Below are 14,045 nucleotides of genomic sequence, written 5' to 3'. Positions count from 1 at the left end.
CTTCGTCAGCGCTACGCGCTGCCACCTCCCCGTAAACGGGGAGGATTGATGCTCGCCGAATTTCCTCTAACCGCGTGCCCATGACCGACGATCAGCGTTTCGGCCTGTCGCGCCATGTCAGCCTGCCCGGGCCGCTCCGCCTCGATGGCGGCGTACTGCTGTCGCCGGTGGATATCGCGTATGAGACCTATGGCGACCCGGCGAGCCCAGCGATCCTGATCTGCCACGCGCTGACCGGCGACCAGCATGTCGCGAGCGACCATCCGGTAACCGGCAAGCCCGGCTGGTGGGAGCGGATGGTCGGGGCGGGCAAGCCGATCGATCCGGCGCGGCACTTCATCGTGTGCGCCAACGCGCTGGGCAGTTGCATGGGATCGTCGGGGCCGGCGACGGTGAACCCCGCGACCGGGCAGCCCCATGCGATGGCGTTCCCGGTCATCACGATCCGCGACATGGCGCGCGCACAGGCGATGCTGCTCGACCATCTCGGGATCGAACACGTCACCGTGGTCGGCGGGTCGATGGGCGGAATGCAGGCGCTGAGCTGGGCCGCCTCCTTCCCGGAGCGCGTGACCAAAGCAGTGGTGATCGCCTCGACTGCGCGCCATACCGCGCAGAACATCGCGTTTCATGAGGTCGGGCGGCAGGCGATCATGGCCGATCCGAAATGGGCGGGCGGCGACTATTACGGCACCGGCGACGCGCCCGCGGCGGGGCTCGCGGTGGCGCGGATGGCGGCGCACATTACCTATCTCTCGGAAGCGGGGCTGACCGAGAAATTCGGGCGGCGGTTGCAGGCGCGCGAGGCGAAGAGCTTCGGGTTCGACGCCGATTTCCAAGTCGAAAGCTACCTCCGGCACCAGGGGTTGAGCTTCACCGACCGGTTCGATGCCAACAGCTATCTCTATATCACTCGCGCGATGGATTATTTCGATCTGGCCGAGGAGCATGGCGGGCTGCTCGCCAATGCGTTCAAGGGCACGAAGACGCGGTTCGCGCTCGTCAGCTTCGACACCGACTGGCTCTACCCGACCGCGGAGTCGCGGATCATCGTCCACGCGCTCAACGCAGCGGGCGCGGCGGTCAGCTTCGTCGAACTGAACAGTCCCTATGGTCACGACGCCTTCCTGCTCGACTCGCCCGAGTTGAACCGCGTCGTCGACGGGTTTCTGAGCGCGGCATGAGCCTGCGTCCCGATCTCGCGGTGATCGCCGCCAACGTCGCGAGCGGATCGCGCGTGCTCGACATCGGATGCGGCGACGGAGCGCTGATGGCGGCGTTGCGCGATCACGGTTGCGACGCGCGTGGGCTCGAGCTCGATCCGGGCGATGTCGCGAGCGCTGTCGCCAAGGGGCTGTCGGTGGTGCAGGGCGACGCCGATGTCGACCTCGTGGGCTATCCCGACGGCAGCTTCGATTACGCGATCCTCAGCCAGACGTTGCAGACCACGCGCGCGCCCGATGTCGTGCTCGACCATCTCCTGCGGATCGGGCGCAAGGCGTTCGTATCTTTCCCGAACTTCGCACACTGGCGCGTGCGTGCGTCGTTGTTGTGGGGCGGACGGATGCCGGTCACGCGGTTGCTCCCTGTGGCATGGTACGCGACGCCCAACATCCATCACGTCACGATCGACGATTTCCGGAGCCTGCTCAAAGAGCGCGGCATTACGGTGGAAGGCGCGTGGTTCCTTTCGGGGGATCAGCGCACCAGCGCCACGTTGGCGAACCTGCTCGCCGAGCATGCGGTGTTTCTGCTGCGGCGGTGATGCGTGGCGGCAAAGCCACAGTGGTTACGCCCGATTTTATTACGTTGACCGACCGATTGGAACCGAATCGGGCTTTGCGGTGTTCGGATGCCACACTGATTTGGATCGCCTCGTCTTGCCCACCGCGCTCATCGTCGAAGACGAAATCTTTGTCGCTCTCGATCTGGAACGTATCCTGACCGATGCGGGATATCAGGTAACGGCGATCGCGGCCGATCGCAAAACCGCGCTCGACGCCGGCGCCAAGGCCGAATTTGCGTTCGTCGACATCAACCTGCGTGACGGCCCAACCGGGCCCGATATCGCGAAAACGCTGGCGCGCGAGCACGGCGTGAAGGTCGTGTTCGTCACCGCCAATCCGGGGCAGATCGGCCTGCCGTGCGACGCGCTCGGTTACGTGCGTAAGCCGTTCAGCGAGCGCGCGATCCTGGCCGCCGCGGCGCTCGCGGTGGGCGAGGCGCACCCCGAAGCCGCCAACGACGATCTCGTCCTGTTGAACCGCGGCGTCAGCGACGCCTGAACGCCGCGAGCGGCACGCGTACGGTCAGGTCGAGGCCCTCGGGCTTCCAGTCGCGCGTCACTATGCCGCCGAGCTGGCGCACCGCGCTCATCTCCATCAACTGCGTGCCGAACCCGCCTGTCTCGGGCGCCGACACCGCCGGCCCGCCCGCTTCGCGCCAGCCGAGCGTCACGCCGTCGTCCGCGCGGTGCATCGTCACTGTGACAGCACCATCGGGGTACGACAGCGCGCCATATTTGGTCGCGTTGGTCGCGAGTTCGTGGAACAGCAACGCGAGCGGGGTGGCCGAGCGGTCGTCGATCGCCACATCCTCGCCGCTCACCGTGATCCGGTCGTGCTCGGCGAGTTGGTACGGCGCAAACAACTCGCCGAGCAGCCCGCCGAGGCTGGTCGGCTGGCTCGCCGGGCGCGAGGCCGGGCTGTGCGGACGGACGAAATCGTGCGCGCGGCCGAGCGCGGTGATGCGCTCGCGCAGATCGGCGGCGATCCCGCTGAATTCGGGGTGCGCGCGCGCCGAGAAGGCGACCAGCCCCGACACCACCGAGAAGATGTTCTTGATGCGGTGGCTCAGCTCCTGGCTGATCACCTCGCGCTCTTCGAGCGCCAGCTTCTGCTCGTGGATATCGGTGCACGTGCCGAACCAGCGGACAATCCTGCCCTCGCCGTCGCGGATCGGCAGTGCGCGGCCGAGCACCCAGCGATAGGTCCCGTCGTGGTGCCGCAGGCGGTATTCGATCTCATACGGCTCGCCGCTGGTCAGCGACTGCCGCCAGCGCCCCCACGCGCGCTCCTGGTCGTCGGGATGGAACATGCCGTTCCACGCCTCGCCGTCGGTCGATCCGTCGGGGACGCCGGTGAATTCGTACCAGCGCGCATTGTAATAATCGTGATAGCCGTCGGGCAGCGTCGACCACACCATTTGCGGCATCGTGTCGGCGAGCGTGCGGAAGCGGCCCTCGCTGTCGAGCAAGGCACGTCGCGCGTCGCCTTCGGCGCTGCGCCAGGCGGCGGTGTCGCGATTGTCGCGCAGCCGCGCCATGACATTGTCGGCCAGCGTTTCGAGACCCTGGCGCTGAAGATCGCTCAGGCCGTCGGGATGCGGCACGGTGTCGATCACGCACAGCGATCCCAACGGCACGCCATCCTCGGTGACCAGCGGCGCGCCGGCGTAGAAGCGGATGTTGGTTTCGCCCGTCACCAGCACGTTGCCCGCGAAGCGCGGGTCGGCGGTCGCGTCGGGCACCACCATGATCGCGTCGCCCAGCATCGCATGCGCGCAGAACGACACTTCGCGCGGCGTCTCGGTCAGGTCGATGCCGGTCCGCGCGATGAACGTCTGGCGCGTTTCCTCGACCAGGCTGACCAAGGCGACCGGGCACCCGCACAGCGCCCCCGCGAAATCGGTGATCTTCTTCAGCGCGGCGCTGTCGCGCAGTGTTTCGAGCTCGTACGACGCCAAGAGGGCAGTGCGCGCGGCTTCGTCGACCTTCCAGCCCGACGCGGTGTGGGTAGGTGGGGTGTTCATGGCCGACTAACGGCCGTGACGCCGGTTGGTGCCCGCTCGCTCAGAACGGCACGTCGTCGTCGAGGTCGTCGGCGAACCCGCCGCCACTGCCGCCGAAGCCCTTGCCACCGCCTGATCCGCCGCCGAAGTCGTTGCCACCGCCGGAGCCGCCCCAATCGTCACGACCGCTGCCGACCGATCCGCCACCGCCGCCCTGGCCGGGCGCGCCGTCGAGCATCGTCAGGACCGAATTGAACCCCTGGAGCACGATCTCGGTCGAATATTTGTCCTGACCCTGCTGGTCGGTCCATTTGCGCGTCTGCAGCGCGCCCTCGATATAGACCTTCGATCCCTTGCGCAGATAGCGCTCGGCGACGTTCGCCAGGCCTTCGTTGAAGATCGCGACCGAATGCCACTCGGTCTTTTCCTTACGCTCGCCGGTGTTGCGGTCCTTCCAGCTTTCCGACGTCGCGATGCGCAGGTTGACGACCTTGCCGCCGTTCTGGAAGCTGCGGCTTTCGGGGTCGCGCCCCAGATTGCCGACGAGAATGACCTTGTTGACGCTGCCCGCCATTTGTTCTGCCTCTGCCTAGAGACCGGCGAGGGTCGCCAGCCAGTATGTGATTCCGGCCATGATGTAGGCGAGGGCGAACAGGTATCCAACCATGAATGCAGGCCAGCGCCACCCATTAGTCTCGCGTCGCGTCACCGCGATGGTCGAGATGCACTGCGGCGCGAACACGAACCACATCAAGAAGGCGAGCGCGGTCGCGAGACTCCAGTTGGTACGCAATTTGGCCTTCATCGCGCGGTCGCCGGCGTCGCCCTCGGGCGCGTCGATCGCATAGGTCGTCGCGATCGCCGCGACCGCCACCTCGCGCGCCGCCATCGCCGGGATCAGCGCGAGCACGATGTCGCGGTTGAATCCGATCGGGCGGAACGCCGGCTCGATCCCGTTGGCGATCCGCCCGGCGACCGAATAATTGACCTGCGAAATGGGGCTGTCCTTGGGCACCTGCGGAAAGGCGAGCAACGCCCACAGCACGACGGTCGTCGTCGCGATGATCGTCCCCGCGCGTTTCAGGAAAATCTCACACCGGGTCCAGAGGCCAATCGCGACGTCGCGCCAGTTGGGCATCTGGTATTTGGGCATTTCCATCATGAAGCCCGACGACGCGCCTTTGGTTACCGTCCGACGCAGGATCAGCGCGGCGAAGAACGCTCCGACCACGCCCATCACGTACAGCCCGAACATCACTACGCCTTGCAATCCGACCACCCTGCCGATCCGCGTATCGGGGATCAGCGCACCGATGATCAGCGTGTACACGGGCAGCCGCGCCGAGCAGGTCATCAACGGCGCGATCAGGATCGTCGTCAGCCGATCCTTCTCGTCGTCGATCGTGCGCGTCGCCATGATCCCGGGAACCGCGCAGGCGAAGCTCGACAGGAGCGGGATGAACGCGCGGCCCGACAGCCCGACGCTCGCCATGATGCGGTCCATCAGGAACGCCGCGCGGACCATATAGCCGGTCGCCTCGAGCAACAGGATGAAGAAGAACAGGATCAGGATCTGCGGCAGGAACTTCACCACCGCGCCGACGCCGGCGATGATCCCGTCGGTGATGAGCGAGCGCAGAACCGATTCGGGCATGACCTGATCCACCAGATGGCCGAGACCGGCGAACCGGTCGGCGATCCAGTCGGCGGGGGCCGCACCCGCGAAGAACACCGCCTGGAACATCGCGAACAGGATGACGAGCAGTAGCGCGAACCCGGCGATCGGGTGCAGCGCAACCGCGTCGAACATGTGCGTCCAGCGCCGCACCGGCGTCTCCGATACCGTCGCCGCCACTGCGATCTGGCGCGCGCGGCGTTGCAAGGTCGCGATGTCGGCGTGGAGCGTCGCGTCGCTCCGCCGCAACGCCACCGCGCCGGGGGTGACGAGCACGTCGAGCGCGTCCTTCAGCGCATCGATCCCGCGCTTCCTGACCGCGACGGTGGGGATCACCGGCACGCCGAGCTCGCGTTCGAGCGCCGCCGGGTCCAGCGTCAGACCGTCGCGTTCGGCCAGATCGATCATGTTGAGCGCGACCACCAGCGGCAGTCCGAGCGCGATCAGCTGGAGCGTAAAGCGCAGATGGTTGTCGAGGTTCGACGCGTCGACCACCACGACGATCGCGTCGGGCAATCGCTCGCCCGCCTGCGCGCCGGTCACCACGTCGCGAGTCACGCGCTCGTCGGGACTCGATGGCTCGAGGCTGTAGGTGCCCGGCAGGTCGAGCAATTCGACCGGGCGCCCGTCGTTGAGCGTCATTCGCCCCGCGTGGCGCTCGACCGTGACCCCGGGATAGTTGCCGACCTTCTGCCGCGCGCCGGTCAGCGCGTTGAACAGCGCGCTCTTGCCGGCATTGGGATTGCCGACCAGCGCAACCAGCGGCGCGGGGTGCATCCTATTCGGCGGGCTGGACGACGGCGACGTGGACCGCGGCCGCGACACGCCGCCGCAGCGCGACGGTCATGCGTCCGATCCGGCACGCGATCGGTCCGCCACCGAGCCGCGCGCGGTGGAGCACTTCCACACCCACCCCCTCGTCGAATCCGAGTTCGCGCAAGCGGCGCGCTTCGGGCGCGGCGAGCCGGTCCCATGCGATATCGGCCACGGTCGCGTGGGTGCGCTGCGGCAGCTGTTCGAGGCTGAGCGGAGTCGCCATGCCCGAAAGCTAGGCTAGCTGCGATTGATTATCAATAACGAATTAGACGGCGGGGTAGCGCAGTCTTCCGATGAACCGCGACAGGCTGGGGCGGTGGCTGGTGCGCGCGAGGAACTGACCCTTCGCCTTCTCGAACGCCATGATCTCCGCGATCCGCCGCGACAGGAACGCGCGCGTATCGGCTTGCCCCTCGCTTTCATCGTCCAGGAACACCGTGATCGTCGCGGCATAGACCGCGCCGAGCATCGCGCGCTTGGTGTAGTGGTTGTAATCGGTCGCGGTGTCGCCTGCCGCGCGCCACATCGCATCGGCGGCGCGCCAGCCGAGCTTCGCACTATGCGCGACGTTCTGCGGCATCGCGAGGATCGCGAGCGCGCGGCGCAGCGTCTCGCGGTGCGGGGCGAGCAGGTCGAGGCGGGCCTCGACCAGCGCGGTGATCTTGTCGCGAACCTTCATGGTGCCGAGCCGTTCGGGCGGCAGCGCCTCGGCCATGCCGCGGTCGATCGAGGCGAACCACGCGTCGATCATCGCCGCCGCATCGGGCAACGCGAGCAAGGCGATGTCGCGATCGACGCCGAGCGTATCGGCGGCCAGGTCGCGCGCCGCCGCCTTCCACCCGTCGAACGCGGCGTTGTCGGCGACGAGCGGCGCGAGCGCGTCGCGGATTTCGGGGATCGTCGGGTCGGCGGGGAGCGTCATGGCGGCCTTATGCCTCCGCCACGCCTTCGGGGGCAAGCTCCGCCGGGCGGTCGCGTGCCGAGCGGACCAGCACCAGCGCCGCCGCGACCAGCGCCGCGCCGACGAAATCGACCCCGTCGAGCTTCTCGCCATAGCCGATCCAGCCCACCGCGGCGGCGACCACCGGCTGGATGAGGAGGCCGATTCCGACGACCAGCGGGGAAAGCTGCCCGAGCGCGTAGATCATCAGCCCTTGCCCCAGCACCTGGCTGATCAGCGCCAGCGCGATCAGCGGGGTCCAGTGATGCGGTATGACCTGCTCGCGCAGGAACAGCGCGAACAGCAGCAGGGGGAGTGCGCTCGCCAAGGTCGATACCGCGAGCGCCGGCACCGGCGCCATCGTGTCGCGTGCCTTCGCCATCGCCGCGAAATAGAAGGTGTAGAGGATCCCCGCGAGCAGGCAGAGCAGGTCGCCCGCGAGATGCTCGGGCGCGATCTGAAACGACCGCCCCATCAGCAGTGCGGCGCCGACCAGCGCGAGCAGCAGCGCGAACCCCTGCATCCGCGACGGCCAAGCGCGCGCGATCACGAAGCCGTAGACCGGGAAGAACAGGGTCGCCGAATTGCCGAACAAAGTCGCGTTGGCGAGGCTCGTCTTGAGGATGCCGATATGCCAACTCGCGAGGTCGGCGGCGAAGCACAGTCCGCCGATCGCGACCGCGACCCACACCCCGCGCGCCACGCCGCTGGGGCGCCACCCGCCGGCGAACGCGGCTCCCACCAGCAACGGCACCGCGAGCGCGATCCGCCAGAACCCTGCCGCGACCGGCCCGACATCGGCCAGCCGCACGAACAGCGGCCCGAACGCCAGCGCCACGTTCGCGACCAGCAGCGCCGCAAAGGCAAACGGGCTTGTCGCGCTGACAGCTTTTCTTGGGGCGTCGCTCTGGTGCATGCGGCCCCTTACCACCTATCTCCGCCGCGTCTGCCAAGAAGTCCTATCGGGAGGTCCAATGCCCACTCTGTTCGATCCGATCCAGCTCGGCGATATTGCCGCCAAGAACCGCATCCTGATGGCGCCGCTGACGCGCGGCCGCTCGACCCCCGAGCATGTGCCGACCGAGATCATGATCGATTATTATCGCCAGCGCGCCGGCGCGGGGGTGATCATCACCGAGGGGACGGGGGTCAGCCGGCTCGGGCTCGGCTGGCCCGCAGCACCCGGGCTGTGGACGGCGGAGCAGGTCGAGGCGTGGAAGCCGGTGACCGAAGCGGTGCACGAAGCGGGCGGCAGGATCGTGGCCCAAATCTGGCACATGGGGCGGCTCGCGCGGCCCGACGTGACCGGGCTCCAGCCGCTGTCCTCGTCGGCGACGCGCGCGCCGTATCACAAGCCCGAAAACCCCTATGCCGAGGCGCGCGCCGCGAGCATCGACGACATCCGCCAGGCGCAGGACGAATATGCGACCGCCGCGAGGAACGCGATCGCCGCTGGGTTCGACGGGGTGCAATTGCACGGCGCGAACGGGTATCTGATCGACCAGTTCCTGCGCGACGGGACCAACTTCCGCGACGACGAATACGGCGGGTCGCCCGAGAACCGCATCCGCTTCATGCGCGAAGCGGTGGAGGCGGTGATCGCCGAAGTCGGCGCGGGCCGCACTGCGATCCGCCTGTCGCCCAACGGCGAGACGCAAGGTGCCGACGACAGCAATCCCGAAGCCGTGTTCGTCCCCGCGGCGCAGGTGCTCAACGACCTCGGCATCGCCTTCCTCGAACTGCGCGAGCTGTCCCCGACGGGCACGTTCGGGACGACCGACGTGCCCAAGCTCAGCCCAAAGATCCGCAAGGTGTTCACGCGCCCGCTGATCCTCAACCAGGAGTACACATTGGAAGCGGCCGAAGCCGACGTCGCAAGCGGGCTGGCCGACGGGATCAGCTGGGGGCGGAAATATATCTCCAACCCCGATCTGGCCGAGCGCTTCCGCACGGGCGCCGCGCTCGCGCCCGACGATTTCCGGACGTGGTACACGCCGGGGCCGGAGGGCTACACCGACTATCCCGCGCTGGAGGTCGCGCACGCCGCCGAGTGAGCGGGGAACACGTGGACGGCGGGGCGGTTGATGGCGGCGAAGGAGAGCCGATCATGACCCGCCCCGCGATGCACAATCCCGATCCCGACGCGCCCGACCATTCGGGCGAGACGCCCGACAGCGCGAACATCTCGACCGAGCATCAGGAGGAGGGCGACGCCAGGCGCCCGTCCGACACGCTCGATCGCGACCAGCCGCCGCCCGAGGACGACGGCGGGCGCAAGTCGTCGTTCACCAGGAACGCGTGATCGGTGGCGGCGCGGGGCAGGAACCCCGCGCCGCACCACCGTTACCTACACGTGACGTTATCGCGGTCGATCGACGTGCCCACCGCGGCACCCGCCGCCGCGCCGAGCAGGATGCCGAGCGGTTCCGACCGGCCGGAGGTCAGCGCCGCGCCCAGCGCACCGCCCGCGATGCCGCCGACGATCAGCCCGGTCGTGCCGTCCGACCGGCGGCAGTAATAGCGCCCGTCCTGTCCGACATAGATGCGGTCGTTCATGCCCAGCCGGCGCTCGCGATAGCGCGGATTGTCGACATAATAATGATCGGCGTAATAGCCCGAATATTGCGGATCGGGACGGTTCCAGTCGTAGTTGCGGTACGTGCGATAGCTGGTGCCGGGTCCGTCGTCGTACATCGTCTCGCAACCGGTCAACGCGGTCGCGGCGGCCAAAAGGCCGAGGGTCAGGGTACGCATCTACTTCTCTCCTGTTGTGCCCCGCGCCCGCTCAATGCGCGAGGGGGTGGAATGGTTCATTCCGCCCCCGAAAGATTTTAGCGCGCGCTAAAATCGCGCAATGGCGGACCGGCCGGCGGCGCCAAAGCGCCGTCCGACGCGGCTTTGCCGCGGCGGCATCAGGATACGGTAGCGAGAGGCTCGGCCCGCGTATCATCCGCCATGAACCCCTTATCGACCCCGTCCGGCACGCGCAGGCTCTCGCGCTCCGCGTCGGTCGGCACCGCGGTCGGATCGGGGCGGAAGGCTTCGGGCGCGCGGTCGCCGGGGCCGGGGTGCGGCTGGTCGAGCGCCAGGTCGGGCGCGTCGTGCCCCTCGATCGCCGGGAAGAAGCGGTCGAGCAGTCCGAAGCGCAGCGCCGCGCCCACCGCGGCGGCGCCGAGCCCGACGATCGAGGCGATCCCGATCGCGCGGTTGCGGCTGGTGTGGTCGGCCTTGAACCGGCCGTTCTTGTCGCGAGTCTGTCTGCTGTTGGCCATGATCGCTCTCCCATGAATGCAGGTCGCGGCTTCAACGGCGGAAGGTGACGAAGGTTTCGCGCGATCCGCGCCAAACTTCACGAACTTCACGGGGTTTGACGCCGGTTACATGACGCGAAAGCCGCGGTCGATCGAGCGAATGTTCCCAATGTTCGCACTAGCCATGAGAGGGGGCAGCCCGTCTAAGTTGACAAGAATTTGACGTTATCGGCACCGCCCATCCCGGGCCTGGCCGGCGATTGCCGTCCTGTCTCTCCCTTCTGGTAGACGAAGCCTGCAATAGACTGACAAATGAAACCTTACGGTGCCAGCTTAAGTTCTCTGGCCGAGGAGTCTGCCGACAACGCACTTTATATGAAAGACTACGCGTGAGGCGCATGAATTCGATGGACTCCTGATGAATCGAGTGCAAACCTTGCCGAATCAGCGGAGGAGGGAGATAATGGCACTGTTATTGAACGGCTATCAATCGTTTCACTGGCAAGCAAAGCCCGAGTTCGCCTCGATGTGGAATGCAAACGGCGATCGCGTTTATCACATCCCGATCGTCTTCACCGCGCCGTTCGACAAGCTGCCCAATGTCGTCGTCAGTTGTCATTCGCTCGATTGCGATCACGGTACCAATACTCGCTACACCTTGTCCGCCGAAGCTGTCACGAAACTGGGCTTCAATCTCGTGCTGAATACATGGTCGGACACCCACATCTGGCAAATTTCCGCGGCGTGGTTCGCGTACGAATCGCGCCTGAGCACCGTGCAAGCCGACATCCATCTGAGCGGCGACGGGATGAAATCGCCGCCGCCGGAGAAGGAAGGCTCGCACTCTCCCGCCAACCACTAAGGTCGATCGCATCCGCCGCGCGCCGCTCACCCGCCGGCGCGGCGGCGGTCGGCGGCGATGCGGCGGAACAGCGCGTCGGCGGCATCGCGGCTGGCGATCACCTCGGGTGCGACCGGCGGGCGCGTCGCCGGCCCGATCAACCCCGCGTCGAGCAACGCCTCCCATGCGCGCACGGCGTCGGGCTGGTCGGGATCGGCGATGGTGCGCGGCCGGACGACGCGCCCGGGATCGAGCGCGACGGCGGCGCGGGCGAGGGGGTGGGGCGTGGTGGGTGAGCGCGGCATCGGCGTCCTTCGATCGTCTGGGGTGACAAGAGGACGGACCATATATGCCATCGGGAGGTCTGTAGGAAAGCGCGGCGTTGAGACTGTGAGCGGAAGTTTATGGCCGCATTGCGAGCCGCAGCTGCCTAATACGACTTTCAGCAGGTGTTTACGGCACATTTTGCCGTGACGAACTTCATCTACTAGAGGTTGTCGCGAAAGCTCGAAAAGCTCCTACTTTGTGGAGCAATGATATCTCCGAGTGGCCCAACCTCCTCGGATTTGATCTTGTACCAGCTTGCCATATTCATTTTCGGCTGTGCGGGTTTTAGGGCTCGAAAGGGAGTTTTCGCATCCGCCTCGTTTTCCCATGGTGCTTCGTTAGGCTTTAGACCAGCTAAGAGCCAAGCCTCCGAATGCATCGTCGGGAATGCAAATCGAATTTGGGAAACTCTTGCTGGCGTTGGTGCAAGCCATTCCAATACCATTTTTTCTAAGCTTTCAATTCGCTCTTCAATCGAACATGTTTCCGATGGAGCTTCAAAGCTTGCATGATCTGAACATGGCGTCATGGCATCGCCGTCAATTTGGACCACAATCAGGTCGCAAACGACATCCTCTTCTTCGATCGGATTAAAATAAGTCTCAATACCGTCAGCGTGATGTGCCTTGCACCAACCTACCACGCGACCCCACCCGCCGCCAGAATAGCCACCCGAAGCCGCATCAGGAACAGGCTGAAGATGTTTCAGCCGAATAGGCCTAGCAAATGTTTCAGGAAGCTCTGCTTCAAGAAAGGCACCTATTATGGGAAAATCTAAGGTCCCCTCTACGACCAAACCGACTACAGTCATTACAAAGCGTCTCGAATGCGGTTATCCAGCAGCAATTCTGACAGATTCTTGCCGGAGTGTTTAGCCTTCCATTCATCACGGTTAGTATCTTTTGGCGGCGTGAATCGACGAAAATGGGTCGATCCGATTGCTCTCGATAGGCCAGAAGGGGCGCTTGTCTCTTCGAGCACGCGACTTGCGATGAATATTCGCTGATTATCATCGAAAATATCAAAACTGTCGAGTGCAGAGGGATGATGCGACGTCATAAACACTTGCCTATGGCGAAGAGATTTTGAAGAGCTAGTGCAAACTTTGACGATGTGCGACGTCAAGGATCGAACTAGCTTAGGGTTCAGCGTTCCGTCCACGTTATCTAGAGCAAATATGCTCGGCGTAAGTGGATGTGCGAGAAGCGCAGCAACAAAAACAAGATACAACGTGCCTTCACTTGCGTCGAAGGCGCTAAGATAATTTCGCCCCCCGCGCATGTACCTGTCACGGATATAGAGCAGGCGCCCCCCAGCGCTCACATGTGAAGGCACAACATCTGTACGAAACTCGTTTACTTGTATTTGATTTGCCCAACCCGGCTCCCAAATCACGCTGATCATGTCACGAAATGCGACCTTGTCAGCCGAATGCATCGCCTCTTCGATTGCCACGGCAAGGCCCGAGCCAGTTAAGCCAAGCGGCTCTATAACCCTGTTATCAACTGCTAAACCACGCATAATAGCAGTTTGAGGAGCGTAGATCGCATATCTAGAGAACTCTTCTAATTCTTCTCTAAATTCTGCTGAAATTTCAATTAAAGGACCAACTACACTCCAAACGCTTCGATTATCTTCAATTTCAAGACGATCAACTATATTAGATGTTATGCCACCGGAATGCACCTTTATCCCATGCATACTTCGTCCATAAACTAACGAGTTACCATCGTATAAAGCTTCGGTAAAAAATTCCAAATAAGCGCTCGTCGTGCTAGCCCGAATACTGCAATCATAGCGCCCGTTGTCGAACGTCGCTTCTAACCGAAACGTTTTTGGAAGATCATGCCCTTTGAATGCGGACTTAAAAATATGAGGCAGAGAAAGGCGGATGCCTTTTATATCTAATTCGTTTGGATCTAGGCCTCGAGAGAATATCGCTGAGACGACCCCTAGGGCCTCAAGTATATTTGATTTTCCAGCGCCATTAGGACCGATAAAAATGTTCACGCTGCCAAACTCAAGCTCATCTTCATAGATGGACTTGAATCGACTCACGCGTAATTTACGAAGCATTTAAGATCCTTTTTTGGACTTGTCGCATTCGGGTCGTGGCTTTTTCGGCGGCTGAGTCGCTCAAATGACCATAAGGTAGAAGCTATCCCGCCGCCACCGTCTCTCGACTTGCTGGCGCCTTCTCTCCCTTCACCCCCAACAACGGCGCCAGATACCGCCCGGTAAAGCTCCCGCTCACCTTCGCGACATCCTCCGGCGTACCGGTCGCGACGATCTCCCCGCCCTTGACGCCGCCCTCCGGCCCCAGGTCGATCACCCAGTCGGCGGTCTTGATCACGTCGCGCTTCGCGTGTGCTCGATCGAACAGTCCCCCGGACTGTCCGCCCTGCG

18 protein-coding genes are annotated in these 14,045 nt (G+C 64.4%); 6 read left to right on the top strand and 12 right to left on the bottom strand.

Translation table 11 applies throughout. The features are described 5' to 3' along the window. Positions 1-80 precede the first annotated feature (80 nt). The 3 genes from E7773_RS07785 to E7773_RS07775 all read left to right on the top strand — a co-directional run bounded on the left by E7773_RS07785 (position 81) and on the right by E7773_RS07775 (position 2,285). On the top strand, positions 81-1,184 hold the full coding sequence (locus E7773_RS07785; RefSeq protein WP_293990037.1) for a homoserine O-acetyltransferase: 1,104 nt from the start codon (positions 81-83) through the stop codon (positions 1,182-1,184). Beyond that, the gene (metW, locus tag E7773_RS07780) at positions 1,181-1,765 is read left to right on the top strand and encodes a methionine biosynthesis protein MetW (RefSeq protein ID WP_293990036.1); all 585 of its coding nucleotides are present in this window, start codon (positions 1,181-1,183) and stop codon (positions 1,763-1,765) included. The genes E7773_RS07785 and metW overlap by 4 nt, the downstream gene beginning before the upstream one ends. Before the next feature lie 115 nt (positions 1,766-1,880). Next, positions 1,881-2,285, top strand: coding sequence for a response regulator (locus E7773_RS07775; protein ID WP_293990035.1), 405 nt, complete (start codon positions 1,881-1,883; stop codon positions 2,283-2,285). On the opposite strand, the gene E7773_RS07770 is transcribed toward E7773_RS07775, so the two are convergent. Genes E7773_RS07770 through E7773_RS07745 form a run of 6 tightly spaced genes read right to left on the bottom strand, consistent with a single transcriptional unit; the run spans position 2,272 to position 8,136 of the window. Beyond that, positions 2,272-3,810, bottom strand: a complete 1,539-nt coding sequence (locus E7773_RS07770; RefSeq protein ID WP_293990034.1) for a PAS domain-containing protein — start codon at positions 3,808-3,810, stop codon at positions 2,272-2,274. The genes E7773_RS07775 and E7773_RS07770 overlap by 14 nt on opposite strands. A gap of 40 nt (positions 3,811-3,850) precedes the next feature. After that, the gene (ssb, locus tag E7773_RS07765) at positions 3,851-4,363 is read right to left on the bottom strand and encodes a single-stranded DNA-binding protein (protein ID WP_293990033.1); all 513 of its coding nucleotides are present in this window, start codon (positions 4,361-4,363) and stop codon (positions 3,851-3,853) included. Positions 4,364-4,378: 15 nt separating this feature from the next. Further along, positions 4,379-6,241 carry a ferrous iron transporter B gene (locus E7773_RS07760; protein ID WP_293990032.1) on the bottom strand — a complete coding sequence of 621 codons (1,863 nt, stop codon included), beginning with the start codon at positions 6,239-6,241 and terminating at the stop codon, positions 4,379-4,381. Position 6,242: 1 nt separating this feature from the next. Continuing rightward, a complete protein-coding gene (locus E7773_RS07755) occupies positions 6,243-6,503 on the bottom strand; it encodes a FeoA family protein (RefSeq protein WP_293990031.1) in 261 nt (86 codons plus the stop codon). 42 nt (positions 6,504-6,545) lie between these two features. Next, entirely contained in the window at positions 6,546-7,202 is a 657-nt protein-coding gene (locus E7773_RS07750) for a COQ9 family protein (RefSeq protein WP_293990030.1), read from the bottom strand. Between the two features lie 7 nt (positions 7,203-7,209). Next, positions 7,210-8,136 (bottom strand): DMT family transporter, encoded by a 927-nt coding sequence (locus tag E7773_RS07745; RefSeq protein WP_293990029.1) that lies wholly within the window; start codon positions 8,134-8,136, stop codon positions 7,210-7,212. Positions 8,137-8,194: 58 nt separating this feature from the next. Here E7773_RS07745 and E7773_RS07740 point away from each other — a divergent pair, with 58 nt between their 5' ends. Together E7773_RS07740 and E7773_RS07735 are read left to right on the top strand one after the other, a co-directional pair. Next, positions 8,195-9,274 carry an alkene reductase gene (locus E7773_RS07740; protein WP_293990028.1) on the top strand — a complete coding sequence of 360 codons (1,080 nt, stop codon included), beginning with the start codon at positions 8,195-8,197 and terminating at the stop codon, positions 9,272-9,274. Between the two features lie 53 nt (positions 9,275-9,327). Then, positions 9,328-9,522, top strand: a complete 195-nt coding sequence (locus E7773_RS07735; protein ID WP_293990027.1) for a hypothetical protein — start codon at positions 9,328-9,330, stop codon at positions 9,520-9,522. Positions 9,523-9,563: 41 nt separating this feature from the next. Here the strand turns inward: E7773_RS07735 and E7773_RS07730 are convergent, their stop codons facing one another. Both E7773_RS07730 and E7773_RS07725 read right to left on the bottom strand, forming a co-directional pair. Next, the gene (locus E7773_RS07730) at positions 9,564-9,974 is read right to left on the bottom strand and encodes a glycine zipper 2TM domain-containing protein (RefSeq protein WP_293990026.1); all 411 of its coding nucleotides are present in this window, start codon (positions 9,972-9,974) and stop codon (positions 9,564-9,566) included. A 158-nt stretch (positions 9,975-10,132) separates the two neighbouring features. Further along, on the bottom strand, positions 10,133-10,492 hold the full coding sequence (locus E7773_RS07725; RefSeq protein ID WP_293990025.1) for a hypothetical protein: 360 nt from the start codon (positions 10,490-10,492) through the stop codon (positions 10,133-10,135). A 442-nt stretch (positions 10,493-10,934) separates the two neighbouring features. Between E7773_RS07725 and E7773_RS07720 the strand changes: the two genes are divergently transcribed. Further along, a complete protein-coding gene (locus tag E7773_RS07720) occupies positions 10,935-11,333 on the top strand; it encodes an H-type lectin domain-containing protein (protein ID WP_293990024.1) in 399 nt (132 codons plus the stop codon). Positions 11,334-11,359: 26 nt separating this feature from the next. Here E7773_RS07720 and E7773_RS07715 read toward each other — a convergent pair whose 3' ends face one another. The 4 genes from E7773_RS07715 to E7773_RS07700 all read right to left on the bottom strand — a co-directional run. Continuing rightward, complete coding sequence (locus tag E7773_RS07715) at positions 11,360-11,617, bottom strand: hypothetical protein (protein WP_293990023.1); 258 nt, start codon at positions 11,615-11,617, stop codon at positions 11,360-11,362. A gap of 182 nt (positions 11,618-11,799) precedes the next feature. Further along, positions 11,800-12,450: a hypothetical protein gene (locus tag E7773_RS07710; protein ID WP_293990022.1), complete on the bottom strand. Its 651-nt coding sequence runs from the start codon at positions 12,448-12,450 to the stop codon at positions 11,800-11,802. After that, entirely contained in the window at positions 12,450-13,715 is a 1,266-nt protein-coding gene (locus E7773_RS07705) for an ATP-binding protein (protein ID WP_293990021.1), read from the bottom strand. The genes E7773_RS07710 and E7773_RS07705 overlap by 1 nt, the downstream gene beginning before the upstream one ends. 82 nt (positions 13,716-13,797) lie before the next feature. Further along, positions 13,798-14,045: hypothetical protein (locus E7773_RS07700; RefSeq protein ID WP_293990020.1), on the bottom strand; the 248-nt coding region annotated here is incomplete at its 5' end.

The organism is Sphingomonas sp., from assembly GCF_004799495.1.
In the GTDB taxonomy this organism is placed as follows: domain Bacteria; phylum Pseudomonadota; class Alphaproteobacteria; order Sphingomonadales; family Sphingomonadaceae; genus Sphingomonas.
The sequence above is the reverse complement of the archived record's forward strand: the minus strand, read 5'-3'. Positions and strand labels throughout refer to the sequence as shown.

Coding starts and splice junctions, on each gene's coding strand:
- E7773_RS07770 (WP_293990034.1), bottom strand. CDS start 3,810: ATGAACACCCCACCTACCCACACCGCGTCGGGCTGGAAGGTCGACGAA.
- E7773_RS07785 (WP_293990037.1), top strand. CDS start 81: ATGACCGACGATCAGCGTTTCGGCCTGTCGCGCCATGTCAGCCTGCCC.
- E7773_RS07745 (WP_293990029.1), bottom strand. CDS start 8,136: ATGCACCAGAGCGACGCCCCAAGAAAAGCTGTCAGCGCGACAAGCCCG.
- metW (WP_293990036.1), top strand. CDS start 1,181: ATGAGCCTGCGTCCCGATCTCGCGGTGATCGCCGCCAACGTCGCGAGC.
- E7773_RS07735 (WP_293990027.1), top strand. CDS start 9,328: ATGACCCGCCCCGCGATGCACAATCCCGATCCCGACGCGCCCGACCAT.
- E7773_RS07755 (WP_293990031.1), bottom strand. CDS start 6,503: ATGGCGACTCCGCTCAGCCTCGAACAGCTGCCGCAGCGCACCCACGCG.
- E7773_RS07705 (WP_293990021.1), bottom strand. CDS start 13,715: ATGCTTCGTAAATTACGCGTGAGTCGATTCAAGTCCATCTATGAAGAT.
- E7773_RS07750 (WP_293990030.1), bottom strand. CDS start 7,202: ATGACGCTCCCCGCCGACCCGACGATCCCCGAAATCCGCGACGCGCTC.
- E7773_RS07730 (WP_293990026.1), bottom strand. CDS start 9,974: ATGCGTACCCTGACCCTCGGCCTTTTGGCCGCCGCGACCGCGTTGACC.
- E7773_RS07720 (WP_293990024.1), top strand. CDS start 10,935: ATGGCACTGTTATTGAACGGCTATCAATCGTTTCACTGGCAAGCAAAG.
- E7773_RS07710 (WP_293990022.1), bottom strand. CDS start 12,450: ATGACTGTAGTCGGTTTGGTCGTAGAGGGGACCTTAGATTTTCCCATA.
- E7773_RS07740 (WP_293990028.1), top strand. CDS start 8,195: ATGCCCACTCTGTTCGATCCGATCCAGCTCGGCGATATTGCCGCCAAG.
- E7773_RS07760 (WP_293990032.1), bottom strand. CDS start 6,241: ATGCACCCCGCGCCGCTGGTTGCGCTGGTCGGCAATCCCAATGCCGGC.
- E7773_RS07725 (WP_293990025.1), bottom strand. CDS start 10,492: ATGGCCAACAGCAGACAGACTCGCGACAAGAACGGCCGGTTCAAGGCC.
- E7773_RS07715 (WP_293990023.1), bottom strand. CDS start 11,617: ATGCCGCGCTCACCCACCACGCCCCACCCCCTCGCCCGCGCCGCCGTC.
- ssb (WP_293990033.1), bottom strand. CDS start 4,363: ATGGCGGGCAGCGTCAACAAGGTCATTCTCGTCGGCAATCTGGGGCGC.